The sequence below is a fragment of the Deltaproteobacteria bacterium GWC2_65_14 genome, from assembly GCA_001797615.1.
Taxonomy (GTDB): domain Bacteria; phylum Desulfobacterota; class Deferrimicrobia; order Deferrimicrobiales; family Deferrimicrobiaceae; genus GWC2-65-14.
Genome location: MGPV01000062.1, coordinates 1 through 25,326 on the forward strand (window position 1 = coordinate 1; position 25,326 = coordinate 25,326).

Sequence of the window (25,326 nt, forward strand, 5' to 3'; positions counted from 1 at the left end):
AAGGGGGGCTTCGCTTCGCCCGCCCTCCGCCCCCGGCTCATTCTTTTTATCTCCGCTCATCCCCCCTCCTTCGGCTGGCAAGGGGGGCTTCGCTTCGCCCGCCCTCCGCCCCCGGCTCATTCTTTTTATCTCCGCTCATCCCCCCTCCTTCGGCTGGCTCCGCAGTGTTGTGCCCCGTCCCGAGTGCGCCTGCAACTGCTTCACGCGCCGGCCGGGGACCCCCCGCGAGCTAGGGTCCCCTGTTGCCGGCGGGGTCCGCCGATCGTGGCACGGGCGTTGCTCCTTGCGGGGGAAATACTCCAACAAGGAGGTCGGGCCATGCGGGTGCATTACGTTCTGAATCACGGTGGTACGCCGGAATCCAAGCTCGCCGACGTCGAATTCCACTTCGAGGAGGGTCTGCTGTCCGGACTGAAGCTGGTAGGATGTTCGGTCTGGCGCTCCCGGAAGGGGGAGGAGCCGTCGGTCCTGGTCCCGTCCCGGTCGTACGCCACCGCGGGGGGGATCCGGTATTACGATCTGATCCGGCCCTCGGAGGAGGGGAGCGGTCCGAACGATCCGGGGGGAAAGCTCGCCATCCGGAACCTGAAGCAGTATCTCCGGGAGGAATACCGAAAGATCGCCGAACTTCCGGAAGAGCAGGCAAGAGGGAGCAGAAGAACAGGGTAGCCCGGTTCGCGGGTTTTCGGGGAGCAGGCGGCGCGGAGGCGGTTCCAGGGCGGAAGAAACTCCCGCACACCACGGTCCGCCTCCGGTCCTTGCCCCGCCCCCGGCGGAATCAGGCGAACCTTGCCCTCGGTTGTTCCACCGCGATCTGGAGCGCTTCCTGCGGGCCGGCCGCAAACATCCTTCTTGCCAGGCGCAGCAGGCCGATCAGGTTGTTGCCCCGCTCCTTGCCCCGGCGCTCCACCACCCAACCGATGGGGACTTTCGTCTTCTTGACGTAATCCACCCGGTACACAGTGACGTTTCCCACGGGACGCTCCGTTGCCGCCGTACTGTATCTACTATCCTGCAGGAAATTCCCGATCGATGCAAGCGATAAAACAGGTGAAAAAGCCCGGGTTTCGCCATAGAATCATTCACTGCGCCGCACATCTTCGAAGGAGCAACCGATGAAATACAGGGACCTCCATTTCCTCCTGATGGTGATGGTGGTCGTCGGGTTCCTGGTCGTCCTTTCCCTGACGGGGCGCCAGCGGTACCTGACCCAGACGCCGCCGCACCTCCAGGCCGCCTCCGACGAGGCATGCTTTGCCTGCCACGACGACGGGAAGGAGTTCCCGATGACGAAGGATCACCCTCTCCGGAAGAAGAACTGCCGCCAGTGCCACCGTCTCAAGGCAAACTGAAAAAAGAGGTGTCCCGCTCCGGCCTTCCTCCGCTGGGCGCTCACGTCTCGGTGGCCGGGGGGCTTTCCGGCGCGCCGGAACGGGGGGTCCGGATCGGGGCGGAGGTGATCCAGATCTTCTCGAAGCCGGGAACTCGCTGGATGGGGAAAGCGCTCGAGGAGGACGAGGCGGAGAATTTCCGGCGGGAATGCGCCCGAACGGGCGTCCGCAGCGAAGCCATCCATTGCGCCTACCTGATCAACCTCGGGTCCGCGAAGGAGTCGGTCCGGACCCGGTCGCTGTATGCCCTCGAGGACGAGGCCTCCCGGGCCGCCATGCTGGGCGTCCCCCATCTCGTCATGCATCCCGGATCCTGCGGCGAGGACCCCGAGGAAACGGGGATCGCCCGGATCGCGGGCGCCCTCCGGGAGTTCGGCAGGCTCCCATCGGGGGTGACGCTGCTGCTGGAGAACACGGCCGGCCAGGGGAACTCGATCGGGCGCTCCATGGAGCAGATCCGCAGGCTGATCGACGCGGCGGGGGCCCCGGGGGACGTGGCCGTCTGCCTGGACAGCGCGCACCTGTTCCAGGCGGGGTATGATATCACCGTGGACCGTGGGTGGGAGGGGCTCCTGGAGGAGCTTGCCCTGCAAGGGATTCTTCCGATCGTACGGATGTGGCACCTCAACGATTCGAAGACCCCCCTCGGGAGCCGGGTGGACCGCCACCAGCACATCGGAAAAGGGGAGATCGGGCTCCCGGCGTTTCGCAGGATCATGGCCCACCCGGTGTTCCGGGAGCTGCCGATGATCCTGGAAACGCCCAAGGACGGGGAGGACGAGTTCGAGATGGACATCCGGAATCTCGAGGCTCTCCGGAAGGCGTTCCGGGGAAAGGAAGGGAAAGGGAAGAGATGATGGAGTTCGAGTCGATCATGGATCTGGCCAAGCACCACAAGCAGGTGTTCGGCCGGATCGTCAAGTGCGAGATGTACAAGCTGGAGGAGGGGAAGATCCTGGCCCTCACGAGGATGCACGACGACTACCACGACATGAACCTCGCGGTCCTGCTGGACGACGCCTACCGGATCGAGAAGATCGCCGGGAAGATGGACCGGATCCCCTATCCCTGCTGCGAAAAGAGGCCGCTGGAGCTGCTTTCCTCCCTCGCCGGGATCGGCGTTCTGGAACGGGGAGGGCTGAAGAAGGTCAAGGAGCGGATCCCCCGGAACATGGGGTGCACCCATGTCTACGAGATGATCGAGTCCACCTTCCGCGCGATCTTCGTCGGTTCCTACAGCATCGTCGGCCGGAAGTGGGAGGGGGTCCTCGATCTCGACCTCGAGGAGAACCGGCAGCTCGGGCTTCGTTCCCCGATCCTCGCGGACACCTGCCACGCCTTCAACCGGGAGTCGGCCGACGGGGAGGTGCTGCAGCGGGCCCTCCGGAAGGTCGGGGAGGCCGAGCGGAAGATGGAGGCGATCGAGGCGCTCAAGGGCGGAAAATAGACGATCGGACGGGAGAACGATGGACACCGGGAAACAGGTCGCCCGCCTCGCGCGGATCCTCGTCAGGCACTCGGTGAAGGCGAAACGGGGGGAGATCGTCCGGATCTCCTGCGGCGATCCCGCCCGCCCGCTCGCCCTGGCCGTGTACCGGGAGGTGCTCCGCGCGGGAGCACACCCGCTCCTTTCGGCCGGGTTCGAGGAGGCCCAGCGGATCTTCTTCGAGGAGGCCTCTGCCGCCCAGGTCGCCCACCTTCCGCCGACCAGGGTCTACGAGGCGAAGCGGATCGACGCCGACATCGTCATCCTCGCGCCGGGGAACACCCGCCACCTGAGCCACATCCCCCCGAGGAAGATGGCCGAGCGGAGAAAGGCGCTCAAGCCGGTCTCCGAAATCCTTCTCCGGCGGGTCCGCTGGGTGGTGACGAATTTCCCCACCGAGGCGCTCGCCCAGGAGACCGACCGGTCGCTGCCGGAATACGAGAAGCTCTACTACCGGGCCGTGGACCAGGACTGGGCGGCGATGGCGAGGATGTTCCGGAGGGCGAAGAGGATTTTGGAAAAGGGCGAACGGGTCCGGATCACGGGAAGGGAAACCGACCTCTCCTTCTCGATCCGGGGGCGCAAGGCGATCCCCTGCGCGGGGGAGTTCAATATGCCGGACGGGGAGATCTTCACCGGCCCCGTGGAGAGCTCCGCGGAGGGGAGGATCTTCTTCGAGTTCCCCTCGATCGTCGGGGGGCGCGAGGTGTCGGGGATCCGTCTGGCCTTCCGGAAGGGGAAGGTGGTCGAGGCCGCCGCGGAGAAGAACCAGTCCTACCTGCGGGAGATGCTGGCCGCCGACCCGGGCGCCTGCCGCCTGGGGGAGTTCGGGATCGGGGCGAACGCGGGGGTGACCGAGTTCACGCGCGACATCCTGCTCGACGAGAAGATGGGGGGTACGATCCACCTCGCGGTGGGGAGGTCCTACCCCGAGTCGGGGGGGAAAAACGTCTCCGCCGTCCACTGGGACATGATCAAGGACCTGCGGAAGGACGGGGAGCTCTACCTGGACGGAAGGCCGGTCCTGCGGACCGGGAAACTGTTCGGACAGGTGCCGCGGGGGATGCGGCGGCCGCCGGGGGTCAGTAGTCGGACAGGGTGAACGGGATGTCGTTGTCCAGCAGGAAGCCGATCAGCAGTTCGGGGTGGATTCCCACCCCGACGCTGAAGTAGGCAGGTTCCTCCCGGCGTTCCTTTCCGGGACCGTCCTCGGTCGCCGGCCCCAGCGGGTACATGTCGGTCCGGCTCTGGACCCCCCAGAGGGAGCTCTTCACGTCGAAAATCGGACCGCCGCTCTGCCCCAGGATCCCCGGGGAGGAGGTCTCGAGGAACTTGATCTCGTACTTCCCGTCCCGGGATCTTCCGGCCCGCAGGTCCCTCGTATAGATCCCCTCCACGGGGAACCGGGTCGGATGCGCCGTTCCCGGCGAGAACTCGAACGACTGGGTCGACTCGTTGAAGGTCGCCTCGATCCGGGAAAAGGGGTAGCCGAGTTTGCACAGGCTCGTCCCGATGTCCAGCCGGGAGGGGTCCTTGATGACGGGGTAGACGGCCTGCTCCGGGGGCTCGAACGGCTCGAGCCTCCCGAGGACCAGGTCTCCGTCGGGGAGGAACTTGGGATCCTTCAACAGGACCCCTTCCTTCCCCCACCAGTAGGAGATGTGGGTGATCCACCCGGGGTCGGTGGAAAGCCGTCCGATCCGGTCGTGCTTTTCCTCGTAGTTCAGCGAGAGGTCATCCCGGATCTCCCGGACCTGCCGGTCGTAGTCGGCGATCTTCGCGACATGCTCCTGGTACAGGAAATAGGAGTTCCACAGGTGGGCCGCGGTGACGATCCATCCCTCCGGGTTCAGGATCACGAAGGCCCCGCAGGTACACCGCACCCTCTTGTCGAAAAACCTCCGGCGGATGATCACCGGACGGGTGTAGCGGCTGGCCCGCCTGCAGGCACTCGCGAACATGGACAGTGCCTCCGCCGCCGGCGCCTCCCGGAGACAACCGGGACGCCCGGCCCTGTCGAGGGAAACCGACTCCTCTCCCGCCCCGCGCGGGAGAACCTGCTTTCGCTATCGGCTGGTGAACTGCCAGGAAAAACCGTTGACGGGATCCGTGCCTTTGCCCCCATTGTACCGGGAATGGAAAGGGCTCCACAACCGGTTTTTTCCCGGGGAACAGGGGTGGTCCCCCGCGTGCGGAAGCCGTATACTGTGACGCGGATCCGGCCCGGCTCCGGGAGCGCGGGTTTCCCGAATGGGGTCCGGGTACCTTGTTTCATGGAACCGGAAAGGAGAGGCGATGAACCTTCGGTGGATGGCAGCGTTGGCCGCGCTCCTGCTGGCCGCAACCGCGGGCGCGGAGGGGACTCCGCAGGGGAAGGAACTCCAGGAGAAGAAGGAGCGGGTGAGCTACAGCATCGGGATGGATATCGGAAGGAACCTGAAGCAGCAGCCGTTCGAGGTGGATCCGGATCTGCTCGCGCAGGGGGTGCGGGATGCCTTCGCCGGGGGGAAGACCCTCCTCACGCCGGAGGAGGCCCGGCAGACGCTTGCGGATCTCCAGAAGGAGCTGATGGAGAAGCAGCAGGAGCAGGTCCGGCGGATCATGGAGAAGAACAGGAAGGAAGGGGAGGAGTTCCTCGCCGCGAACAAGAAGAAGAAGGGGGTGGTCACGCTTCCCAGCGGTCTGCAGTACAAGGTGCTGAAGGCGGGAAGCGGGAGCAGCCCGAAGCTGACCGACACGGTGGAGACGAACTACCGCGGGACCCTGATCGACGGGACCGAGTTCGACAGCTCCTACCAGCGGGGGGAGACGGCCACCTTCCCGGTGAGCGGCATCATCGAGGGGTGGAAGGAGGCGCTCCAGAAGATGAAGGTCGGCGACAAGTGGCAGCTCTTCGTCCCCGCGGAGCTCGCCTACGGGGAACGGGGAGCGGGACGGGAGATCGGCCCGAACCAGGCCCTGATCTTCGAGATCGAGCTGCTCGGAATCAAAAAGTAGGGCGCCCGGCGGAGCCCCTTCCTGATCCTGCACCCTTTTCCTTGCGTTCCGCATCCAACGGTGATAGGGTAAGGTATTTTATGGGAATACTTTTGGAATTCCCCACGGAACGATCCTTCCGCGAACGCGATTCGGATGCCTCCGGGGCAAACGGCCGCGCCTCCCATTCGGCGTAGGGGTTGACACGAAGTGAACCGGCGCGGGTGTGCCCCGCGCCAGGCGGCGCCAGGGAACCGGACTGCGCGCCGGGAAAAACAGATCAAGGAGAACATCGAATGACGTTTGAACAGCTAGGGCTCGCGCCGGAACTGCTCCAGGCGGTGCGGACCCAGAACTACGAAACGCCCACCCCGATTCAGGTAAAGGCGATCCCCCTCGTGCTGGAAGGAAAGGATCTGCTGGGGTGCGCGCAGACCGGCACGGGAAAAACGGCCGCCTTCGCGCTCCCGATCCTGCAGCGGCTCAACGGAGCGTCCCCCCGAGGGGGGGAACCGCGCGGGAACAAGGGGCGGGCCGGCAGGCCGATCCGGGCCCTCGTGCTCGAACCGGCCCGCGAACTGGCGCTGCAGGTGGCGGAAAGCTTCGGAGACTACGGGTCCCGCACCGGTCTCCGCACGACGGTGATTTACGGGGGGAAGAAGCAGGGACCGCAGGCCGACGCGTTGCGTCGCGGGGTGGACATCCTCGTGGCGACGCCGGGCCGCCTGCTCGACCTGCACTCCCAGGGCCTGCTTCGGCTGGACACGGTGGAGATCTTCGTGCTGGACGAAGCCGACCGGATGCTCGACATGGGGTTCATCCAGGACATCCGCCGGATTGCCGCCCTGCTTCCCGGGAAGCGGCAGACCCTCTTCTTCTCCGCGACGATGCCGGAAGACATCCGGCGCCTGGCCTCCACGATCCTGCGAAACCCGATCCGCGTCGAGGCGGAGCCTCCCTCCTCCGCGGCGGACGGGGTGGAGCATCGGGTCTACCATGTGGACCGGAACAACAAGCCGGCGCTTCTCCTGCACATCCTCTCCGATCCTTCGGTCCGCAGCGCATTGGTGTTCACCCGTACCCGGCGAGGGGCCGACCGGGTGGCCCGGAACCTGGTCCGGGGGCGCATCCACGCGGAGGCGATCCATGGGGACCGGTCCCAGGCGGCGCGGGAGAACGCCCTCGAGGAGTTCAAGCGGGGAAAAACGCGGGTCCTCGTGGCGACCGACGTCGCCGCGCGAGGGATCGACATCGCGGAACTGTCCCACGTGCTGATCTACGACATTCCGGAAGACCCCGGCTCCTACATCCACCGCATCGGCCGGACGGGGCGCGCCGGCGCGACGGGGATCGCGATCTCCCTCTGCGACATCCCGGAACGCCAACTGCTTTCCGCCATCGAGAAGCTGATCCGCCGCCACCTCGATGTCGTGGAGGACCATCCCTTCCCGTCGGCCCTCCGCCCGGGGCTGCCGACCCGGATCGGGCCTCCCAGAACGGCGGGGCCCCGGCCCTACATGATCAGCGTGGACAAGCTCTTCGACCGGGAAGCGGAACAGCGCACCGCCGTGTAGCATTGTCTACTTCCGGAAACGCTTTACCGCGGACAGGAAGGCCTGCTCCTCGAACCGGCATCCTTCGGCCCTCGCGATCCTGAGCATCTGGGCGTCGGTGAGCCCGAGGTTCATGAAATGGGGGGCCTTCACCCGGACCCAGGCCGACGGCGTCACGTCCGCCTTCCGGTAGATCCGCAGCTGGAGCATCGCCCCCTCGCGGGAAGCCTCCCACAGCCTCTCGAGGAACGCCCCGTTCGGGGATTTCTTCCCGCCCCTTGTTTTCCAGAGAAACCGGTCCAGCGTCTCCTGGACCCATTTTTCCCCCCAGAAGATCATGTCGATGCCGGGGAAGGGGCGAAGCAGCCGGTCCTCCTTCCGCTGGAGGCGCACGGACAGTCGGGCCCGGGTGATGTCGTCCAGTCCGGAGGCCAGGAGCAGGTCCGGCGTCAGCGGGATCGGATTGAAGGTGGAGTGGAAGCGGACCAGTGCCAGGAACGCCTCCTCGTCTCCCTGCTTCGCCCGGGCGGTCAACCGGTCCGGGCGAAATCCGGCGTCCTGCCGCCCGCCTCCTCCGGAGTTCCTTGCCCCCGTCCCGCCGGAGGGGCGGGACTTTCCGGCCTTGCTCCTCCTGGATCGCTCCATCCGGGCCTCCCCGGTTCCTGGAAGGGAACCTTCCCCGACAGGATATTCGGAAATCCGCCCCCCGGCAACCGGCGATCGCAGTGCCTCCGTGGGATATAATGACCCTTCGTGCCGGGAGGAAACGATTCCCTGGCGGCGGTCATCCGGATGGGGAAACGGCCCGGGAGGGGACGATCGGTGAAAATCCGCCCGAAAAACATGGTGTGCAAGGTCCTGCTCGGCGCGGCCGTCTTCGGGGCCCTGTGGCTCGGAACGCCCGCGTCCGTGGGGGCCCGGGAAAAAACGGACGGGGAGGAATCGAAGGTGATCGAAAAATTTCGGCTGCGGAACGGCCTGACGGTCGTGGTCCGGGAACACCATTCCTCTCCCGTCGTGGCGGTGCAGGCCTGGGTCAAGGCGGGCAGCACGACCGAGCCGGCCTCCCGCGCCGGGATGTCCCACATCCTCGAGCATATGGCGTTCAAGGGGACCAAGCGCCGGGGACCGGGGGAGATCGCCCGCGAAGTCGAAGGGCTGGGGGGGGAGATCAACGCCTACACCAGCTTCGACCACACGGTCTACCACATCACGATTTCCGGCAGGTACCTGGAAAACGCCATGGACATCCTGGCCGACACCCTCGGGAACTCGGTCTTCGACGCGGAGGAATTGGCGCGGGAGAAGGAGGTGGTCCTCGAGGAACTCCGGATGAACGAGGACAACCCCGGCCGGGTGAACTCGAAGGCCCTCTTCCGGGAGGCCTTCCAGGTCCATCCGTACGGCCGGCCGGTGATCGGGTACGCGGACACCATCCGGAAGGCGACCCGGAAGGATCTCGTCTCCTACTTCACCCGGTATTATTATCCCGGAAACATGGTGCTGGTGATCACCGGCGACGTCGACCCCGTGAAGGCGCGCCCGATGATCGAGAGGACCTTCGGCTCCCTGAAGGGGCATGCCGCTCCCCCGGAGAAGCGTCCGGCCGAACCGCCCCAGAAGGGGATCCGGGTGAAGATCCAGGAGCGGGAGGCGAAACGGGTCTACATCGACCTGGGGTTCCACGGCCCCTCGATGCGGAGCCGGGAGGTGTTCGCCTGGGACCTTCTCTCCACCATCCTGGGTGGAGGACAGACCTCCCGCCTCTACCGGGAGGTGAAGGACAATCGGGGGCTGGTCGATTCCATCAGCGCCTACTCGTACACCCCCCGGGACCCCGGGATCCTCCTGGTCGGGGCGACCGGGTCCGCCGACAAGGCCCGCGAGGCGCTTCGGGAGGCTTTGCGCCAGATCTTCCGGATGGCCGCGGAGCCGCCCGAGGGGGAGGAGCTGGCCCGCGCCAAGACGGGGGCGGAAAGCGACTTCCTCTACTCGCTCGAGTCCCAGGCGTCGCTCGCGCGTCATGTCGGGTTCTTCGAGACGACCCTGGGGGACGGGGGGTTCGAGAGGAAGTATCTCGAGGGGATCCGGTCGGTTTCGGCCGCCGACATCCGGTCGGCCGCCCGCAGGCACCTCAAGCCTGGGAACCTGTCCGTTTCCCTGGTGGTGCCTCGCGGGGATGGATCGATCCTCTCCGAGTCCGAGGTAAAGGCACTGGCGGAGGAGGCCTACCGGGAAGCGATGCGGGAGACGCCGAAGGCCGGTCGCGCCCGCAACGGAACGGTCGCGCGGGAAGTCCTGGAGAACGGGATCCGGGTGGTGGTCCGGGAGGACCGGTCGGTCCCGGTGGTGGCCGTGGAGGCCGGGTTTCTGGCGGGGCTGCGCGCGGAGCCGGCCGACAAGGGGGGGCTTTCCGCGATCACCGCGGAGATGCTGACGAAAGGGACACGGGAGCGAAGCGCCAAGGAGATCTCCGAGGCGGTGGAGAACATCGCCGCCGACCTCTTGGGATTTTCGGGGAGGAACTCGTTCGGCCTGCGGGGGAAGTTCCTGCGGAAGGACCTGGAACAGGGGTTCCGCCTCTTCACCGAGTCGCTGCGCTGGCCGATCTTCCCGGCGGAGGAGCTGGAGAAGAAACGGACCGAGGTGCTCGGGAGGCTCTCGCTCCTGAAGGACGACATGACCCAGTCGGTCTTCCTGCTCTTTCTCTCCAGGCACTACGGAGAGCACCCGTACGCGCGGAACCCGCTCGGGACGGAAGAGTCGGTCCGGGCGATCTCGCGGGAGGATGTCGCGGCCTTCTACGGACGTATCTCGGACCCGCGGAACCTGGTGATCGCCGTCTCCGGGGATATCGGGACGGAGGAGGCCCTTTCGATCGTCCGGAAGGCCTTCGGCGACCTCCCCCGGAAGGAAGGGTTCGTCCCGATCGGACCGATGCCGGTTCCGGAGGCGAGGGAGATCCTGCGCGCCGAGGAGCGGCGCGAGAAGGAGCAGGCCCACTTCGTGATCGGGTACACCGGGGCGCGCTTCACCGACCCCGACCGGCATGCCCTGGACCTGCTCGGCGCTGCGCTCGCCGGTCAGGGGGGAAGGCTCTTCACCAATCTCCGGGACAGGAAGTCGCTGGCCTACTCCGTGACCTCCTTCTCCTCGGAGCAGATCGATCCCGGGTTCTTCGCCTTCTACATGGGCACCAGCGCCGACAAACTGGAAGGGGCCATCCGGGACACGCTGAAGGAGATCGAGGAGGTGGAGAAACACGGGGTCACCCCGGAGGAGTTCGAGCGGGCGAAGCGGTGGACGATCGGCCGCTACGAGATCGGGCTCCAGAGCAACCTCTCCTATGCGGACAAGATGATGTACTATGAGCTCTACGGCGTCGGGTACGAGGAAACGTTCCGGATCCCGGAGAAGATCGAAGCGGTGACGCTCGAGGAGGTCAACCGGGCGGCCCGGAAGGTGCTGGGAACCGGGCGCTATACCATCGCCATCCTTCGCGGAAAATGACCGGGAAACCGCCGCACCATCTGCCGCAACACAGGTTGCACGTCTGTCTCTCTTGCAGGGTAACGTTTTGTTGCGATGGGGCGATGCCTCGGGTCGAGACCGGAACGATGAAACCTGTATTTTGCTGTACATAAGGCTATTTTTTCGATAGTTCGTTCGTTCGGAATATGGCATCTTCCTTGCCTTACCGATCAGGGTGATTCCGCCGGCGTTGCATCAGAACGGTCGCCGGCGGGGGAAGGGAGGTCTCGATGGCCGTTCCCGAACGTTTCGTCCGCCGCATGGTCCACGCAACGGTCCTGGTCACGGCGCTGCTCGCATCGGGCGGGATGTTCCGCGCCGCGGCCGCCGGAGAAGGGGTCGATTTTCCGGCCGCGATGGAAAAGGCTCTTCGAAGCAACGCAACCCTCGCGGCGGCGGGTTTCGAGACCGATGCCGCGCGGGAGGACGCCAGGGCTGCGCGCGGGCTCTACCTTCCCCGGCTGTCCTTCGAGGAGAAGTTCGTCCGCACGAACCTGCCCGCCGAAGCGTTCGCGCTGAAGCTGAACGAAGAGAGACTGCTCGCCTCCGATTTCGCCGACGTCCGCAACTTCAACGAAGCCCCCCCGATCCACGATTTCATCGCCACCTTCACGCTGGAGCAGCCGGTCTTCGCGCCGAAGGCATGGTTTGGGCTGGGAATGGCCGCCCGCGAGGCTCATGCGAAGGGACTCGACTTCTCCCGCAGAAGGGAAGAGGTGGTCTACCAGCTGCTCTTCGCCTACCTCGATCTGCTGACCGCGAAGGAGTACCGGAAGGTGGCGGAGCAGGGGCTCTCCGACGCCCGGGAGCACCACCGGCTCGCGGAGGTGTTGGAGAGGAACGGGATGGGGCTTTTCTCCGACCTGCTCCGGGCGAAGGTCTTTCTGGCCACCGCGGAGGCGGAGAAGGTGACGGCGGAAAACCGGGTCCTGCTCGCGATGACGGCACTCGGGCTGGCGATCGGCGAGAGGCGGGGAGCGCGGGTGGATGCGGTCGGGCCGGTCCCGGAGCTTCCGGAGCGAGGGTCGCTCGAGGGGAGGATCTCCGCCCTCCCTTCGCTTCGGTCCGACCTGCGGGCCTTTTCGCTTCGGGTCGAGAATGCGAAGGAGCAGGTGGCCTTCGAGCGGTCGGGCTACCTCCCGGCGGTGGGGGTCACGGGCGTCTACCAGATCGACGGGCAGGACGGGCCGTTCTCGCCGGACAACCGGAGCTGGAAGGTCGGGGTGGGGCTTTCCTGGAACCTGTTCGACGGGTTCCAAAGGGAGGCCGCGGTCGCGAAGTCGGTCGCCGAACGAGCGGGGGCGCAGGAAGTTTTCCGGGGTGCCTCCGACCGGGCCGCATTCGAGGTGACGCAGGCCTGGCTGGCGGTGGAGGAGGCGGAACGCCGCCTCGCGATCGCCCGGGCCGCGGCGGAAGCGGCGGAAGAGGGGGCGCGGCTGGTCAAGGCGAGGTACGAGAACCAGCTGGCCCGGATGATCGACCTGCTCGATGCGCAGACCGCCCTGAACGGCTCCCGGGCCGACGGGATCCGGGCCGCAAACGACCTGCAGCAGTCCCGGGGGCGGCTCGAGGCCGCCTCCGGGACCCTGCTGTCCTGGGCGCTGTCCGTCTCCCGGGAGAACGATGGAAAGGGGAACCCGTGAGGAACACCGGATCGGTCCGTACCGACGGTACCCGGAAGAAGATCGCGGCCACGGCCGCCCGGGGGGCCGGGAGCCTGCTCATGGCCCTGCTCCTGGCCCTGCCGGCCGGGTGCGGCGAACAAAAGAAACACGCCGCCGCTGAGCGTCCCCGGGTCTCCGGGGTGGAGGTCGTCCGCACCGACTCCTCCCCGCGGGAGAGAACGGCCGAGGTGACGGGGACGGTCCGTGCCGAGAACATCGCCGTCGTCGCCGCCCAGACGATGGGGCGGATCACCTCGATCCCGGTCGCCGAAGGGAGCCGGGTGGAGCAGGGGGCGCTTCTGGCGACGATCGACGACGCCGCGGTCCGGGCGCAGCTCGCCGCCGCGGAAGGGGCGGTGGCGGAGGCGGAGGCGGGCCGGGAGGAGGCCGAGCGGGCGATCGCGCAGGCGGAGGCGGGGAAAACGCTCGCGGTGAGGACCTACGAGCGGTTCCGGAAGCTCCACGAGGAGAAGATCGTCACCACGCAGGAGTTCGACGAGGTCCATGCGAAGAGGACGATGGCGGAAATGGACCACGAGCGGGCGCTGGACCGGCGCGCGCAGGCCTCGGCCCGGCTTGACCAGGCGAAGGCGCAGGCCGACGTCGCCCGGGCGATGCTCTCCTACACGAGGATCACCGCTCCCTTCGCCGGTGTGGTGACGGAGAAGAACGCGGACCCGGGGTCGATGGCCTCCCCGGGGATGTCGATCCTGGTCCTGGAGGACACGCGGCGGTACCGGATGGAGGCCTCCGTCCCGGAGAGCTACCTCGGCCTGCTCCGGGTCGGATCCCGCGTGACGGTCGTCCTGGACACCCGCCCGGGGAGGGAGGTTCCCGGATCGGTCTCGGAGGCGGTGCCGCTGGTGGATCCGAAGAGCCGGACCTTCACCGTCAAGGTGGACCTCTCCGGGAAGACCGCGCTGCGCACCGGGATGTCCGGGCGGGTCCGCTTCGTGACGGGGAAGGAGAGCGTGGTGGCCGTCCCGCGCGCCGCGATCATGCGGGCCGGGGGGGGTGACGGGATCTTCGAGATCGGCGAGGACAACGTGGCGAGGCTGGTGATGGTGAAGACGGGAGAGGCATACGGCGACCGGGTGGAGATCCTCTCCGGGATCGACCCGGGAACCCGGGTGGCGGTCTCCCCTCCGGAAGCGCTGGTGGACGGCGCCCTCGTGGAGGTTCGCCGGTGAGCCCTGCCGGACGGGGAATCGCCGGGCGGATCGCGGCCGCCTTCATCGGGTCCCGGCTGACCCCCCTGATCGTCATCGCCTCGGTGCTTCTGGGCCTGGGGGCGGTGCTCCTCCTCCCGCGGGAGGAGGAGCCGCAGATCGTCGTCCCGATGATCGACGTGTTCGTGCAGATGCCCGGCGCCTCGGCGAAGGAGGTGGAGGAGCGGGTCACCCGGCCGATGGAAAAGCTGCTCTGGGAGATCCCGGGGGTCGAGTACATCTATTCCACCTCCTCGCCCGGGATGTCGATGGCGGTCGTGCGGTTCCAGGTGGGGGAGGACGAGGAAAAGAGCATCGTCCGCCTGAACCAGAAGATGTTCGCCAACTTCGACCTGATCCCCCCCGGGGCGAGCACCCCCCTGGTCAAGCCCCGCTCCATCGACGACGTCCCCATCCTGGCGCTGACGCTCTCCAGCGACCGGTACGACCCTTTCGCGCTGCGGCGGATCGCGTTGCTGCTGCACGACCAGATCAAGACGGTTCCCGACGTCTCCGAGGTCCGGATTCTCGGCGGCCTGCGCCGCCAGCTGCGGGTGGAGCTGGACCCGGCGCGGATGGCGGCCCGGGGGGTCGCGCCCGCCGCCCTTCTCCCCTTGCTCTCCCAGGCGAACCGGCAGCTCCAGGCGGGGAGCTTCTCTTCCGGGAACCGGCAGTTCCTGGTGGAGACCGGCGGCTTCCTGCGGACCGCCGACGAGGTGGGGCGGGTGGTGCTGGGGGTGCACGGTGGGCGCCCCGTCTCTCTTCGGGACGTGGCCACGATCCTCGACGGCCCTCAGGAGCCGGCCGACTACGTTTTCTACGCGACGGGACCTTCTGCGCGCGAGAAATCGCCCGCTCCCCTCCCGGCGGTGACCCTCTCGATCGCCAAACGGAAGGGGACCAACGCGATCCGGATCGCCGATGGTGTGCTCGGGAAGGTCGAGGCGATCCGCGGGAAGATGATCCCGGACGGGGTCCGGCTGACCGTTACCCGGAACTACGGAGAGACGGCGGCCGAGAAATCGAACGAACTGCTCCTCCACATGCTGATCGCCATCGTCTCGGTGGCGGTCCTGATCGGGTTCACCCTGGGGTTCCGGGAATCGGGGATCGTGGCGATCGCGATCCCGGTGACGCTGGCACTCACTCTGGCGGTCTTCTACCTCACCGGGTACACGCTGAACCGGGTGACCCTGTTCGCCCTGATCTTCTCCATCGGGATCCTGGTCGACGACGCGATCGTCGTGGTGGAGAACATCGTCCGCCACTACCGGCTTCCGGAAAACCGCGGCCGCTCCGTGGCCGAGATCGCGGTGGAGGCGGTGGACGAGGTGGGCAACCCGACGATCCTGGCCACCTTCGCGGTGATCGCCGCAATCCTCCCGATGGCCTTCGTCCGCGGTCTGATGGGGCCCTACATGCGGCCGATCCCGGTGGGGGCGACCGCGGCGATGCTGTTCTCCCTGCTGGTGGCCTTCATCGTGACCCCCTGGGCGAGCGTCCGCCTCCTCTCCCGCGAGGCGGAGGAGGCCCACGCCGGGGAGGGGTGGACCACGCGCCTCTACCGGAAGACGATGGACCGGCTGCTCCACCGGCCGGCCTGGCGGTACGGCTTCCTGGCGATGGTCGCCGTGCTGCTGCTGGGATCGGTCTCCCTTGTCGCGGTGAAGTGGGTGAAGGTGAAGATGCTCCCCTTCGACAACAAGAGCGAGTTCCAGGTGGTGATCGACATGCCCGAGGGGACGCCGCTGGAGGAGACCGCCGCCGTCACCCGGGAGATCGGGGCGGTGCTGGCGAACGTCCAGGAGGTGGTGAACTACCAGATGTATGTCGGCACCGCCTCGCCCTACAACTTCAACGGGCTGGTGCGGCACTCCTTCCTGCGGCGTGCCCCGCACGAGGCCGACATCCAGGTGAACCTGGTGGGCAAGGGCGAGCGCGACGCCCAGAGCCACGACATCGCCAAGCGGGTCCGGCCCGCGATCCGGGAGGTGGCCGCCCGGCACGGCGCCCGGGTCAAGGTCGCCGAGGTTCCGCCCGGGCCGCCGGTCCTCCAGACGCTGGTGGCCGAGATCTACGGGCCCGACTACCGGCGGCAGATCGAGGTGGCGGGACAGGTGCGGGAGATCTTCGAGAAGACCGAGGGGGTCGTGGACGTGGACTGGTACGTGGAGGACGACCAGCCCCTGTACCGCTTCGTCGTGGACCCGGTGAAGTCGGCGCAGAACGGGGTCTCCACGGAGCAGGTGGCGGCGACTCTCGCGATGGCGGTCGGGGGGACCGAGGCGGGGCTCCTCCACCAGCCCCGGGAAAAGGAGGATGTCCCGATCGTGCTGCGGCTGCCCCGGGCCGACCGGTCCCGGATCGAGTCGCTGCGGCAGGTCCGGGTCATCGGGCGGCAGGGAAACCTGGTCCCGCTGGGCGAGCTGGTGCGGGTCGAGACGGAGACCGCCGAGAAGAGCATCTACCACAAGAACCTGATGCCGGTGGTCTACGTGACCGCCGACGTGGCGGGGGCGGTGGAGAGCCCGGTCTACGCGATCCTGCACATCAACCAGGCGCTCGACAACCTGGTGATGCCGGGAGGGTACCGGATGGATCGCTACGTGGCGAGCCAGCCCGGGAGCGACCAGCGGATCTCGATGAAGTGGGACGGCGAGTGGCACATTACCTACGAGGTTTTCCGCGACCTGGGGCTGGCCTTCGCGGCGGTGCTCGTCCTGATCTACATCCTGGTGGTGGGCTGGTTCCAGTCCTTCAGGACTCCGATCACGATCATGGCGGCGATCCCCTTCTCCCTGGTGGGGATCCTGCCGGCCCACGCGCTGATGGGGGCCTTCTTCACCGCGACCTCCATGATCGGCTTCATCGCGGGCGCGGGGATCGTCGTGCGCAACTCGATCATCCTCGTGGACTTCATCGAGCTGCGGTTGACGCAGGGGATGCCGCTCGACCAGGCGGTGATCGACGCCGGCGCGGTCCGATTCCGCCCGATGATGCTCACGGCGGCGGCCGTGATCGTCGGCGCGTCGGTGATCCTCTTCGATCCGATCTTCCAGGGGCTGGCCATATCGCTCATGGCGGGGGAGGTGGCGTCGCTCTTTCTGTCGCGGATGACCGTGCCGGTCCTCTACTTCCTGAGCGGGCGCCGGATGCGCACGCACACGCCGCCCCCCGAAGAACCGGGACGTTCCTAAGAAGTCATCCCCCTGTAGCAGGGTCGCACGGTGCAGGCTCCGCCGCCTCCTCCTTCGCTGCTCACGCTGCTACGGAGGACAAGTCGGAGGGGGGCTACTTCTTGGGGGGGATCTTCTTGAGATTCTCGAGCTGGGTAGTCGCGGTCCGGACAGACTTCACTGCCTCTTCATTGGAGGGATCGTAGGCGAGTATCTTCTGCCACCAGGAAATGGCGGATTCGAACCGGCCTTCCCGGTACTCCATGAGCCCCTTGTCCATCAGGGTTTTGGACAGCCGGTCGATGCTTCCCTGTAGGTCGGCCCGGGTGAAGGGGAGGACTTTTCCCTTGGCCGCCGGATGGGAGAGATAGGAAAGGGATGCGGACCAGGCCCTCCCCGCCTCCTCCGGTTTTCCCTGCTGCTCGGCTTCGTCTCCCTGTTTCTTGAGCCGCTCGAGAGCCCCCGCGAAGTTCTGTCCGACCCCGGGATGGCCCGGGACCTCCTTCCATGCCTCCGCAAAGAGATCGAGGGCACGACCCGGGCGGCCTTCCTCCAGGGCGGCCGCGCCGTTCGCATAGGCATTGTCCGCGATCGATCCGGCGGAGGGGGGTGGAGCGGTGGGAGCCGCCGCGGGGGGAGGGGCCTTCGGAGGAACAACCGCCTTCCGGGGGAGCAATCCGCATGCGGCGATCAGCAGCGCCAGGGCCAAAGGCGCCAACAGTTTTTTCACAGGCGGATCTGCCTCCATTCATGGTCTTCCTTCGGAGGATGCCTTGTCACCATCCGCACGAAGACGTCGGTCAAGTTCGGGGAAAACTGGGTCCCCCGGAACAGGAGGATCTCCCCGACCGCCTCGTCCGCCGTCCGCGCCTTCCGGTACGGGCGGGAGGACGTCATCGCGTCGTAGGCGTCGGCGATCGCGATGACCTGCGCGTGGATGGGGATCTGCGAATCCCGGATCCCCTCCGGATATCCTTTTCCGTTATACCACTCGTGATGGTACCTCACCACCGGGATGTAGCGGTGCAGGGAGGGAGCCACCTGGAGGATCTCCGCGCCGTCCTCGGGGTGCCTCCGCATCACGCCCATTTCGCGGGAGGAAAGCCTCTGCTCCTTGAGGAGGATCTCGTCAGGCGTCCGGATCTTCCCGACGTCGTGGAAGAGGCAGGCCTTTCCCAGGTGGGAGATTTCCTCCGGAGAGAACCCGAGACGTTTCCCGAGCCCGCAGGCGAGGTGGGAGACCCGCGTGGAGTGCCCCATCGTGTAGGGATCCCGGGCGTCGATGGAGGCCCCCAGCACATGGACCGTGGCGACATAGGCCTCTTCCAGTTCCGTCGCGTACCGGCTCAGGCGGTCCTTCTGCCGGAGGATCGTCTCCGCCATCCGGTTGAAGTTCCGGGTCAGCTCCCCCAACTCGTCCTGGCCCCGCACCGGAATCGGGTGGAACTCCACGCCGCCGGCGAGTTCGTTGACCCCGAAGGAGAGTTTCTCCACGGGGGTGGTGATGAGGGAGGAGAGCAACAGGGTTCCGAACAGGGCGAGGATCAGGAAGACCAGCGCGGTGACGGCGACCGATTTCCGGATGTCCCGCTGCGCGGCGACCAGGCTCGCCTTGGAGATCGCCATCGACACGGTCCCAATGCGCTTTCCGGCGAAGAAGATGGGGGTGGTGAACTCGATCATGTCTCGCCCCCACCGGATGACGTCGTCGACCTGCGTTTCCAGCAGCGTTCCCATCCGTTGGACATGGAGGGGAGGAGAGAAGGGCTTTCCCCGCTCCACGATGATGTTGTGCGCCAGGATGGAGTCGGACATGTCCCGGATAGCCACGTACTCGATGTCCTGCGCGCTGTTCTTGGTCTCCGCGGCCAGGCTGTCCATGGCGAGCCGGTCTCCCGAGAGGATCGAGTACCCGGCCGAGAGCGCGACGACCCGGGAGACGGACACCCCCCGCTGAAGCATGTCCGACCGGATCGTCTCCTCGGAGACCCGGGTCACCGCCCATGCCATGGCGATGACGAGCAGGAAGGCGGCCGGCAGGAGAAACCCGACCAGCTTGAGCCGGATTCCTGCTTTCAGGCGACCCTGAGTTGCCGGGTCCCGGGATGGATCGGACGATTTCATCATAAGTTGTTTATTATAGTAGGTTTCGCCTGCCGCGGATACTGCAGTCTTTCGGTTTCCTCTCGTGGGAGGGGGGAAATCTCCAGCTAAAGGAATCTCTCGTTTCAAGCGATATGGCCTACATGGGCTCCCCGCGCGTCGGGGGTCCGGTCCGGAGCATGAATAGAGTTCCCCGAAGGTCGTCCAAGGGGGGCGGGCGGGAAACGATTGCAGGAGATTGCGGCAAGGCCGCGGAAAACCAGGGAGGAACGGGATGAACGGGATACGGAAAGGAATGCATGCGGCGGTGGGTCTGTCGGTGCTGCTGACGGCGCTGTGTTGCGCGGCTCCGGCGGTCGCCGAGGTGAACGTGAACATCCGGATCGGGCTTCCGGCGGTGGTCGTCGCGGTGCCTCCCGAGATGATCGTGGTTCCGCACACCATGGTCTACTTCGCTCCCGACATCGAGGGCGACCTTCTCTTCCATGCGGGGTTCTGGTGGACCCCGAAGGAGGGGAGATGGTTCCGGGCGAAGGGATACAAGGGCCCGTGGGTGATCGTCGAGCAGCGGTATGTCCCGGTCGAGATCGTGCGGCTTCCCCGGGACTACCGGCGGGTGTATGTCTCCCACAAGAGGATCCCCTACGGGCAGCTGAAGAAGCACCGGGAGATGCGGGTGCTGGAGCGGCGGGAGCGCCGGGGCGAATGGAAGGAGTGGAAGGAGGAGAAGCGGGAGAGGAAGGAGGAGCGCCGGGAACGAGGAGGAAAGGGACGCAAATAGGGCGCCCCCCCACCGCATCGCTGCGGGTTCCCGGCCGGCGGGTGCTGCGGTCACAGGCGCTCTCGCGTCGGGGCGCAAACAGGAGCGGAGCCAGCCGAAGGACGGGGGGATGAGCGGAGATCAAAAGAATGAACCGGGGGCGAAGGGCGGGCGGAGTGAAGCCCCCCTCCGAGGCGGCGCAGCCGTCTCCGGGCGCCCTCGCGACGCGGCGCAGCCCTCCACGGGACCCTGGCTCGAGCGCTCGGACGAGGTTTCCGGACTCAGGCCAGCCGCGCGAAGACCTCGTTCGACACGAAGAAGAGGCGCTCCGGCAGGCGCAATCGATCCCCCTCCGATTCCAGCATCCCCGAGGCGACCAGCACTTCCACGGCGCCCCCCAGAGCCTCCGGCAGGGCGCCGAGTCTTTTTTCGATCTGCCGGATGTCGATCCCGTCCGCCATCCGGAGCCCGAAGATCAGCGATTCCTTCCAGGCGTCCTCGGGGGTGCAGGTGCCGGTTTCCGACCAGGCCGGGCGTCCTTCCCGGACGGGGGGCTCATACTCGGCCAGGGAAGACGGGTTCGCCGTCCGCAGGCCATACGGGGCCTCGTCCTGCGGAAAGAGCAGCCCGTGCGCGGAAGGACCGAACCCGAGATACCCGTCGCGGCGCCAGTACTTGAGATTGTGCCGGCATTCCTGCCCGGGAAGGGCGAAGTTCGAGATCTCGTACCGGGTGAGGCCCTCCGAGGAAAGGAGCGTCCCCGCCGCCTCGTAGAGTTCCGCCGCCTCGTCGTCGGAAGGCATCCGGAGCTCCCCTCTCCCGATCGCCGTGTGGATCGGCGTCCCCGGCTCGGGGGCGAGGGCGTAGGCGGAGACGTGGGAGGGTGAGAGCGTAATCGTCCGCTCCAGGTCCTCCCGCCAGGAGGCGGCCGTCTGGCCGGGGATCCCGAAGATGAGGTCGATCCCGACCGCCGGAAAACCGGCGGAACGGGCGTTCCTAAATGTCCGGCGGACATCCTCCTCCCCGTGGATCCGCCCGAGCGTCCGGAGCGTGGCGGGGGCGAACGACTGGGCGCCGATGCTGATCCGATTGAACCCCCCCTCCCGCAGCGCCTTCAGGTCCCCCGAAAATACGCTGCCCGGGTTCGCTTCCGTCGTCACCTCCGCACCGGCCGCGATCGAAAAGCGCTCCCGCACGGCCGACAGGAGTCCGCACAGAACCTCCGGACCGAGCACCGTGGGGGTCCCGCCCCCGAAATAGACGGTGTCGGACACGGCGGCCGCCTCTTCGGGGAACCGCGCCAGGAGCAGATCCATCTCCCTCGCGAGAAGACCCGGGTATTCCCTCCGCCACGGGGGGGAGGCCGGGACCGAGTAGAAGTCGCAGTAGGAGCATTTCCGCACGCAGAACGGGATGTGCACGTAGATTCCCCTCATCCATACATTGTCCACCAGAAGGGAACGGGCCTGCAAGGGAAGGAGCGGTCGGGGGGAAGGACCGGTCGGGTCCGGAGAGCCGCCCCCCTTGACACGCGGGGCGCCTTTGCGATATTCGTACTATACTGAATCGCTATTCAGTTTTTTCGCTCCGACCGCATTTTCTTCCGGGAGGTGGGGGTCATGGTCCTGAATATCCGTCGGGTTGCCGTGCTCGGAGCAGGCATCATGGGCTCGGGAATCGCCGCGCACTTCGCGAACGCCGGGATTCCCTGCCTGATGCTGGATATCGTTCCGCCGACCCTTTCCGACGAGGAGAGGAAGAAGGGGGTGACGGAAAAGGATCCCGCGTTCCGGAACCGGTTCGCCGCGGGGGGACTCGAGGGGATCCGGAAGAGCCGTCCCGCGCTCCTGTATTCGCAGAAGGACATCCGGCTCGTCTCGATCGGGAACCTGGAGGACGACCTTCCCCGGGTGGCCGAGTGCGACTGGATCGTCGAGGCGGTCACGGAGAACCTGAAGATCAAACGAGACCTGTACACGCGGCTCGAGGCGGTCCGGAAGCCCGGAACGATCGTGACCTCGAACACCTCCGGGATCGCCATTTCCCGGATGACGCAGGGTCGCTCCGACGACTTCCGGCGGCACTTCCTGGTGACCCATTTCTTCAATCCGGTCCGGTACATGAAGCTGCTCGAAATCGTTCCCGGCGAGGAGACGGACCCGGAGATCCTGCAGGCCGTCGCGGAGTTCGGGGAGCGCAGGCTCGGGAAGGGGATCGTCCACGCGAAGGATACGCCGAACTTCATCGGGAACCGGATCGGCATCTTCGGGCTGATGTACGCGATGCACGCGATGGTGGAGGACGGCCTGACCATCGAGGAGGTGGACCGGATCCTGGGGCCCGCGATGGGTCGCCCCAAGTCCGCCGCATTCGGCACGGGGGACCTGGTCGGGATCGACACGCTGCTCCATGTCGCCGACAACGTCCACCGGAATCTCCCGGACGACCCGCAGCGGGAGCGGTTTCTCCCTCCCCCCTTCGTGACCGAGATGGTGAAGAAGGGCTGGCTGGGACGGAAGGCGAAAAGCGGCTTCTTCAAGATGGAGGGGAAGGGGGAGACGAAAAAGAAGTTCGTCCTCGACTACAAGGCCCTCGACTACCGGCCGGCCGCGAAGATCTCCTTCCCGTCGCTCGACGCCGCCAAGGGGGAGGAGGAGGTCGGGCCGCGGATCCGGAAAGTGATCGACGGCGACGACAAGGCGGCCGCCTACGCCTGGAAGGTCCTCTCGGAGACCCTGCTCTACTCCGCGAGCCGGATTCCGGAGATTTCCGACGATGTGATGAACATCGACAACGCCATGAAATGGGGGTTCAACTGGACGCTGGGCCCCTTCGAGACCTGGGACGCGATCGGCGTTCCCGAGTCGGTGGCCCGGATGAAGCAGGAGGGGAAGAAAATTCCCGGAAACGTCGAGAAGATGCTGGCCGGGGGGAACCGCTCCTTCTACCGTCGCCGGAAGGGGGTCCTCGAGTTGTACGATTTCGCGAAGGGCGCCTACGTCCCGGCCCCGGTCTCGCCCGATCTCCTTTTCCTGCCGGCCCTCCGGGACCGGAACCGGGTGGTGAAACGGAACGCGGGGGCCACCCTCTACGACCTCGGCGAGGGAGTGCTCGGCCTGGAGTTCCACACGAAGATGAACGCGATCGACGGCGACATCGTGTCGATGATGAACGAGGGGGTGGCGCTCGCGGAGAAGGAGTTCGCCGGGATGGTGATCGCGAACCATGCCGAGAACTTCTGCGTCGGGGCGAACCTGATGCTCGTCTTCCTCGAGGCGCAGAACAGGAATTTCGACAACATCGAGACGATGGTCCGGGAGTTCCAGAACGCCTGCATGCGGCTCCGGTACTCCGGGAAGCCGGTCGTGGCCGCCCCGGCGGGGATGACGCTGGGAGGAGGGTGCGAGATCTGCCTGGGGGCCGACCGGGTGCGCGCCGCCGCGGAAACCTACATCGGGCTCGTCGAGGTGGGGGTCGGGCTTCTCCCCGCCGGGGGGGGGACCAAGGAGATGGTGATCCGGCATCTCGAGGGGATTCCGGACGGCGTCGCCGCCGACCCCTTTCCCTTCCTGCGGAAAGCCTTCGAGACGGTCGGAATGGCCAAGGTGGCCACCTCCGCGAAGGAGGCGCGGGAGTTTGGATTCCTGCGCCCTGGGGACCGGATCACGCTACAGCGCGACTTCCTGATCCAGGAGGCGAAGAACATGGTGCTCGCCATGAACCGGGAGGGGTACGAGCAGCCCCGGCCGCGGACCGACATCGCCCTTCCGGGGCGGGCCGAGTACGCGAATTTCGCTTACGGGCTCTACACGATGCGAGTGGCGGGGCATATCAGCGAGTACGACGAACGGATCGGCCGGAAGATCGCCTTCGTGATGACGGGAGGGGACGTGCCCCGGGGGACGCGTCTCTCCGAGCAGGATCTGCTCGACCTGGAGCGGGAGGCCTTTCTCTCGCTCTGCGGAGAGGAAAAGACCCAGGCCCGCATCCAATATATGCTGATGAAGGGGAAGCCCCTCCGGAACTAGGAAGCGCCGGTCGAACGGAGGGGAGATTCCCTTCGAGGAGGAATCCGATGGCGAAAGCGTACATTGTCTCCGCGGTCCGGACTGCCGTCGGCAGGGCGTACCGGGGGAGCCTGAAGGACACCCGTCCCGACGACCTGGGGACGATCGCTGTCCGCGCGGCGGTCGAGCGGGTCAAGAACCTCGATCCGGGGCAGGTGGACGACGTCATCCTCGGGTGCGCGATGCCCGAGGGGGAGCAGGGGATGAACGTCGCCCGGATCTGCGCGCTGAAGGCCGGATTTCCCGACTCGGTCCCGGCCCTGACCATCAACCGGTTCTGCTCCTCGGGCCTCCAGGCGATCGCGATGGCGGCCGAGCGGATCATGGCCGGATTCGCCGACATCATCGTGGCGGGGGGGACCGAGTCGATGACGATGGTCCCGATGGGGGGGAACAAGCCCTCCCTGAATCCCGAGATCGTCGAGAATCGCCCCGAGGTATTCATGCCGATGGGGCTCACCGCCGAGCAGGTGGCCGTCAAGTACCAGGTGACCCGGGAGGACCAGGACCTGTTCGCCTTCAACAGCCACATGAAGGCGCTGGCGGCGATCCGGGCGGGGAAGTTCCAGGAGGAGATCGTCCCGGTCCCCACGACCGTGTTTTCCGCGCGGGACGGCGAGAAGCCGGTCCCGAGGGAGATCGTCTTCCAGGTGGACGATGGGCCGCGGGCCGACACCACGATCGAGGCGCTTGCGAAGCTCAAGCCGGCCTTCGACCCGAAGGGGACCGTCACCGCCGGGAACTCCTCCCAGATGAGCGACGGGGCGGCCGCCGCGGTGGTCGTGTCGGAGAGGGCCCTGAAGCGGCTGGGGGTCGAACCGATGGCCCGCTTCCTCGGGTTCGCCGTGGCCGGGGTTCCCCCCGAGATCATGGGGATCGGTCCGGTCGAGGCGGTGCCGAAGCTGCTGAAGCGCCTGCGGATCAAGCTCTCGCGGATCGACCTGGTCGAGCTGAACGAGGCCTTCGCCGCGCAGTCCCTTCCGGTCATCCGGGAGCTGGGGCTGGATCCCGACCGGGTGAACGTGAACGGGGGGGCGATCGCCCTGGGGCACCCTCTGGGGTGCACCGGCGCGAAGCTCACCGCCACCCTCCTGCATGAGATGAAGCGGCGCGACGCTGCGCTTGGGCTGGTCACGATGTGCATCGGCGGCGGGATGGGCGCCGCCGGCCTCTTCGGGCGGCCGTAGCGTTTCCCTCTTCGGGGCGCGCTCGGATAGGCTCCGCCGCCTCGGAGGGGGGCTTCGCTTCGCCCGCCCGCGTCGCGCCCGCTCCGAGGATGCGGAGCCGTCTCCGGGTTCGCTCGTGTCGAGGCGCATCCGGACGCGGCTTCGCCGCCGGGGGGGCCGGACGGCGAAGCCTTGAGGCGAAGGGGAAGGAAGGAGATGGTTGCAGAAGGGAGAGGGGGACTCCC

20 protein-coding genes are annotated in these 25,326 nt (G+C 66.9%); 14 read left to right on the forward strand and 6 right to left on the reverse strand.

The features are described from left to right. Positions 1-318: 318 nt before the first annotated feature. Positions 319-669 (forward strand): hypothetical protein, encoded by a 351-nt coding sequence (locus A2X88_09415; GenBank protein ID OGP33063.1) that lies wholly within the window; start codon positions 319-321, stop codon positions 667-669. A gap of 109 nt (positions 670-778) precedes the next feature. On the opposite strand, the gene A2X88_09420 is transcribed toward A2X88_09415, so the two are convergent. Continuing rightward, positions 779-976, reverse strand: a complete 198-nt coding sequence (locus A2X88_09420; protein ID OGP33064.1) for a hypothetical protein — start codon at positions 974-976, stop codon at positions 779-781. Between the two features lie 139 nt (positions 977-1,115). Here A2X88_09420 and A2X88_09425 point away from each other — a divergent pair, with 139 nt between their 5' ends. The 4 genes from A2X88_09425 to A2X88_09440 are packed head-to-tail and all read left to right on the forward strand — an operon-like array spanning position 1,116 to position 3,979. Continuing rightward, complete coding sequence (locus tag A2X88_09425; GenBank protein ID OGP33065.1) at positions 1,116-1,352, forward strand: hypothetical protein; 237 nt, start codon at positions 1,116-1,118, stop codon at positions 1,350-1,352. A gap of 8 nt (positions 1,353-1,360) precedes the next feature. Further along, the gene (locus A2X88_09430) at positions 1,361-2,248 is read left to right on the forward strand and encodes a hypothetical protein (protein ID OGP33066.1); all 888 of its coding nucleotides are present in this window, start codon (positions 1,361-1,363) and stop codon (positions 2,246-2,248) included. Further along, entirely contained in the window at positions 2,245-2,838 is a 594-nt protein-coding gene (locus tag A2X88_09435; GenBank protein OGP33067.1) for a hypothetical protein, read from the forward strand. Before A2X88_09430 ends, A2X88_09435 begins: the two co-directional genes overlap by 4 nt. A gap of 19 nt (positions 2,839-2,857) precedes the next feature. Further along, the gene (locus tag A2X88_09440; GenBank protein ID OGP33068.1) at positions 2,858-3,979 is read left to right on the forward strand and encodes a hypothetical protein; all 1,122 of its coding nucleotides are present in this window, start codon (positions 2,858-2,860) and stop codon (positions 3,977-3,979) included. On the opposite strand, the gene A2X88_09445 is transcribed toward A2X88_09440, so the two are convergent. After that, positions 3,960-4,838, reverse strand: a complete 879-nt coding sequence (locus A2X88_09445) for a hypothetical protein (protein ID OGP33069.1) — start codon at positions 4,836-4,838, stop codon at positions 3,960-3,962. The genes A2X88_09440 and A2X88_09445 overlap by 20 nt on opposite strands. Positions 4,839-5,172: 334 nt before the next feature. Between A2X88_09445 and A2X88_09450 the strand changes: the two genes are divergently transcribed. Then, a complete protein-coding gene (locus tag A2X88_09450) occupies positions 5,173-5,874 on the forward strand; it encodes a hypothetical protein (GenBank protein OGP33117.1) in 702 nt (233 codons plus the stop codon). A gap of 275 nt (positions 5,875-6,149) precedes the next feature. Then, complete coding sequence (locus A2X88_09455) at positions 6,150-7,427, forward strand: DEAD/DEAH box helicase (GenBank protein ID OGP33070.1); 1,278 nt, start codon at positions 6,150-6,152, stop codon at positions 7,425-7,427. A gap of 6 nt (positions 7,428-7,433) precedes the next feature. Here A2X88_09455 and A2X88_09460 read toward each other — a convergent pair whose 3' ends face one another. Beyond that, positions 7,434-8,051 carry a hypothetical protein gene (locus tag A2X88_09460; protein OGP33071.1) on the reverse strand — a complete coding sequence of 206 codons (618 nt, stop codon included), beginning with the start codon at positions 8,049-8,051 and terminating at the stop codon, positions 7,434-7,436. Between the two features lie 108 nt (positions 8,052-8,159). Here A2X88_09460 and A2X88_09465 point away from each other — a divergent pair, with 108 nt between their 5' ends. From A2X88_09465 to A2X88_09480, 4 genes are all read left to right on the forward strand, one after another. Continuing rightward, positions 8,160-10,916 carry a hypothetical protein gene (locus A2X88_09465; GenBank protein ID OGP33072.1) on the forward strand — a complete coding sequence of 919 codons (2,757 nt, stop codon included), beginning with the start codon at positions 8,160-8,162 and terminating at the stop codon, positions 10,914-10,916. A gap of 251 nt (positions 10,917-11,167) precedes the next feature. Next, on the forward strand, positions 11,168-12,580 hold the full coding sequence (locus A2X88_09470; protein ID OGP33073.1) for a hypothetical protein: 1,413 nt from the start codon (positions 11,168-11,170) through the stop codon (positions 12,578-12,580). Between the two features lie 80 nt (positions 12,581-12,660). Further along, positions 12,661-13,791 carry a hypothetical protein gene (locus A2X88_09475; GenBank protein OGP33118.1) on the forward strand — a complete coding sequence of 377 codons (1,131 nt, stop codon included), beginning with the start codon at positions 12,661-12,663 and terminating at the stop codon, positions 13,789-13,791. After that, positions 13,788-17,006 carry a multidrug transporter AcrB gene (locus tag A2X88_09480; protein OGP33074.1) on the forward strand — a complete coding sequence of 1,073 codons (3,219 nt, stop codon included), beginning with the start codon at positions 13,788-13,790 and terminating at the stop codon, positions 17,004-17,006. The genes A2X88_09475 and A2X88_09480 overlap by 4 nt, the downstream gene beginning before the upstream one ends. Before the next feature lie 94 nt (positions 17,007-17,100). Here A2X88_09480 and A2X88_09485 read toward each other — a convergent pair whose 3' ends face one another. Then, positions 17,101-17,715: a hypothetical protein gene (locus A2X88_09485; GenBank protein OGP33075.1), complete on the reverse strand. Its 615-nt coding sequence runs from the start codon at positions 17,713-17,715 to the stop codon at positions 17,101-17,103. Then, positions 17,712-19,109, reverse strand: coding sequence for a hypothetical protein (locus A2X88_09490; protein OGP33119.1), 1,398 nt, complete (start codon positions 19,107-19,109; stop codon positions 17,712-17,714). The genes A2X88_09485 and A2X88_09490 overlap by 4 nt, the downstream gene beginning before the upstream one ends. Positions 19,110-19,362: 253 nt before the next feature. Here A2X88_09490 and A2X88_09495 point away from each other — a divergent pair, with 253 nt between their 5' ends. Further along, on the forward strand, positions 19,363-19,869 hold the full coding sequence (locus tag A2X88_09495) for a hypothetical protein (protein OGP33076.1): 507 nt from the start codon (positions 19,363-19,365) through the stop codon (positions 19,867-19,869). Positions 19,870-20,129: 260 nt separating this feature from the next. Here A2X88_09495 and A2X88_09500 read toward each other — a convergent pair whose 3' ends face one another. After that, entirely contained in the window at positions 20,130-21,284 is a 1,155-nt protein-coding gene (locus tag A2X88_09500; protein ID OGP33120.1) for a hypothetical protein, read from the reverse strand. 183 nt (positions 21,285-21,467) lie between these two features. On the opposite strand from A2X88_09500, the gene A2X88_09505 reads away from it, so the two are divergent. Further along, a complete protein-coding gene (locus tag A2X88_09505; GenBank protein ID OGP33077.1) occupies positions 21,468-23,876 on the forward strand; it encodes a 3-hydroxyacyl-CoA dehydrogenase in 2,409 nt (802 codons plus the stop codon). A 47-nt stretch (positions 23,877-23,923) separates the two neighbouring features. Continuing rightward, positions 23,924-25,102 (forward strand): acetyl-CoA acetyltransferase, encoded by a 1,179-nt coding sequence (locus tag A2X88_09510; GenBank protein ID OGP33078.1) that lies wholly within the window; start codon positions 23,924-23,926, stop codon positions 25,100-25,102. Positions 25,103-25,326: the final 224 nt, after the last annotated feature.

What these genes read in the sequence shown, in the direction of transcription:
- A2X88_09415 (OGP33063.1), top strand. Translation starts at nt 319, where the DNA reads ATGCGGGTGCATTACGTTCTGAATCACGGTGGTACGCCGGAATCCAAG.
- A2X88_09425 (OGP33065.1), top strand. Translation starts at nt 1,116, where the DNA reads ATGAAATACAGGGACCTCCATTTCCTCCTGATGGTGATGGTGGTCGTC.
- A2X88_09435 (OGP33067.1), top strand. Translation starts at nt 2,245, where the DNA reads ATGATGGAGTTCGAGTCGATCATGGATCTGGCCAAGCACCACAAGCAG.
- A2X88_09440 (OGP33068.1), top strand. Translation starts at nt 2,858, where the DNA reads ATGGACACCGGGAAACAGGTCGCCCGCCTCGCGCGGATCCTCGTCAGG.
- A2X88_09445 (OGP33069.1), bottom strand. Translation starts at nt 4,838, where the DNA reads ATGTTCGCGAGTGCCTGCAGGCGGGCCAGCCGCTACACCCGTCCGGTG.
- A2X88_09450 (OGP33117.1), top strand. Translation starts at nt 5,173, where the DNA reads ATGAACCTTCGGTGGATGGCAGCGTTGGCCGCGCTCCTGCTGGCCGCA.
- A2X88_09455 (OGP33070.1), top strand. Translation starts at nt 6,150, where the DNA reads ATGACGTTTGAACAGCTAGGGCTCGCGCCGGAACTGCTCCAGGCGGTG.
- A2X88_09460 (OGP33071.1), bottom strand. Translation starts at nt 8,051, where the DNA reads ATGGAGCGATCCAGGAGGAGCAAGGCCGGAAAGTCCCGCCCCTCCGGC.
- A2X88_09470 (OGP33073.1), top strand. Translation starts at nt 11,168, where the DNA reads ATGGCCGTTCCCGAACGTTTCGTCCGCCGCATGGTCCACGCAACGGTC.
- A2X88_09475 (OGP33118.1), top strand. Translation starts at nt 12,661, where the DNA reads ATGGCCCTGCTCCTGGCCCTGCCGGCCGGGTGCGGCGAACAAAAGAAA.
- A2X88_09490 (OGP33119.1), bottom strand. Translation starts at nt 19,109, where the DNA reads ATGAAATCGTCCGATCCATCCCGGGACCCGGCAACTCAGGGTCGCCTG.
- A2X88_09495 (OGP33076.1), top strand. Translation starts at nt 19,363, where the DNA reads ATGAACGGGATACGGAAAGGAATGCATGCGGCGGTGGGTCTGTCGGTG.
- A2X88_09500 (OGP33120.1), bottom strand. Translation starts at nt 21,284, where the DNA reads ATGAGGGGAATCTACGTGCACATCCCGTTCTGCGTGCGGAAATGCTCC.
- A2X88_09505 (OGP33077.1), top strand. Translation starts at nt 21,468, where the DNA reads ATGGTCCTGAATATCCGTCGGGTTGCCGTGCTCGGAGCAGGCATCATG.
- A2X88_09510 (OGP33078.1), top strand. Translation starts at nt 23,924, where the DNA reads ATGGCGAAAGCGTACATTGTCTCCGCGGTCCGGACTGCCGTCGGCAGG.